Origin of the sequence: Acidisphaera sp. L21 (genome assembly GCF_009765685.1) — a bacterium.
Classification (GTDB): domain Bacteria; phylum Pseudomonadota; class Alphaproteobacteria; order Acetobacterales; family Acetobacteraceae; genus LMUY01.
Genome location: NZ_LMUY01000089.1, coordinates 1 through 1,462 on the forward strand (window position 1 = coordinate 1; position 1,462 = coordinate 1,462).

Here is a 1,462-nt window from a genome sequence, read left to right on the forward strand (position 1 = left end):
ATGGAGGGGCTGGACATCGTCCTGCACGGCGAATCCATCGGGTAGCTCCCACCCAACACTGCGCCGAACAAAACGCCCCGCCGGGACTGTCCCGGCAGGGCGTTTCTATGTGTAGCGCTCGAAAACCTACCCGCCCCAACCGGGACGGGCAGGGAAGGCGGCTTAGACGGAGTAATACATCTCGAACTCGACCGGGTGCGGCGTGTGTTCGAAGCGGTACACCTCGTTCCACTTCAGCTCGATATAGCTCTCGATCTGGTCGACGGAGAACACGTCGCCAGCCAACAGGAATTCATGGTCCGCAGCCAGCGCACCCAGAGCTTCACGCAGCGAACCACACACCGTCGGAATGCCCTTCAGCTCCTCTGGCGGCAGATCATACAGGTCCTTGTCCATCGGGTCACCCGGGTGGATCTTGTTCCGGATCCCATCCAGACCAGCCATCATCAGCGCCGCGTAGGCGAGGTACGGGTTCGCCGACGGATCAGGGAACCGGACCTCGACGCGCTTCGCCTTCGGGTTGGTGGTGTACGGAATGCGGCAGGACGCCGACCGGTTGCGCGCAGAGTAGGCAAGCAGCACCGGCGCCTCGAAGCCCGGGATTAACCGTTTGTAGCTGTTGGTGCTCGGGTTGGTGAAGGCGTTCAGCGCCTTGGCGTGCTTGATGATGCCGCCGATGTAATAGAGGCACATCTCGGACAGATCGGCATATCCGTTGCCGGCGAACAGCGGCTTGCCATCCTTCCAGATTGACTGGTGGGTGTGCATGCCGGTGCCGTTGTCGCCATAGATCGGCTTCGGCATGAACGTCGCGGTCTTGCCGTAGCTATGGGCGACGTTGTGGACGCAGTATTTATAGATCTGCATCTGGTCGGCCATCTTGGTCAGCGTGGTGAAACGCGTTCCCAGTTCATGCTGCGACTGCGCCACCTCGTGGTGATGCTTTTCGATCGGCAGGCCCATCTCACCCATGGTGGACAGCATCTCGGCGCGCAGGTCGCTCTCGCTGTCGACGGGTGGGACAGGGAAGTAGCCGCCCTTGACCACCGGACGGTGACCCATATTGCCCTCTGGATATTCCTTCATGTTGGAACCCGGTCCCTCGATGCTCTCGATCGAGTAGCTGCCGAAATTCCCGCCCGTGCCGAACCGGACGCTGTCGAAGATGAAGAATTCGGCCTCGGCGCCCGTCAGGATGGTGTCGCCGATTCCGGTGGACTTCAAATAGGCCTCAGCCAGCTTGGCCGTGGCGCGCGGGTCTCGCGAATAATACTGGCCGGTCGACGGCTCGATAATGTCGCAGAACAGGATCAGCGACGGCTTCGCAGCAAACGGATCCAGCACGGCGGTGCTGCAATCCGGCATCAAGATCATGTCGCTCTCGTTGATCGCCTTCCAACCGGCGATCGACGAACCGTCGAACATGAAACCATCCGTGAGGCTATCCACATCCACGGTCGAA

1 protein-coding gene is annotated in these 1,462 nt (G+C 60.8%); it reads right to left on the reverse strand.

The genetic code is table 11. The features are described from left to right. Positions 1–162 precede the first annotated feature (162 nt). A partial coding sequence (glnA, locus tag GSQ76_RS18110) for a type I glutamate--ammonia ligase (RefSeq protein ID WP_254070481.1) occupies positions 163–1,462 on the reverse strand: 1,300 nt, incomplete at its 5' end.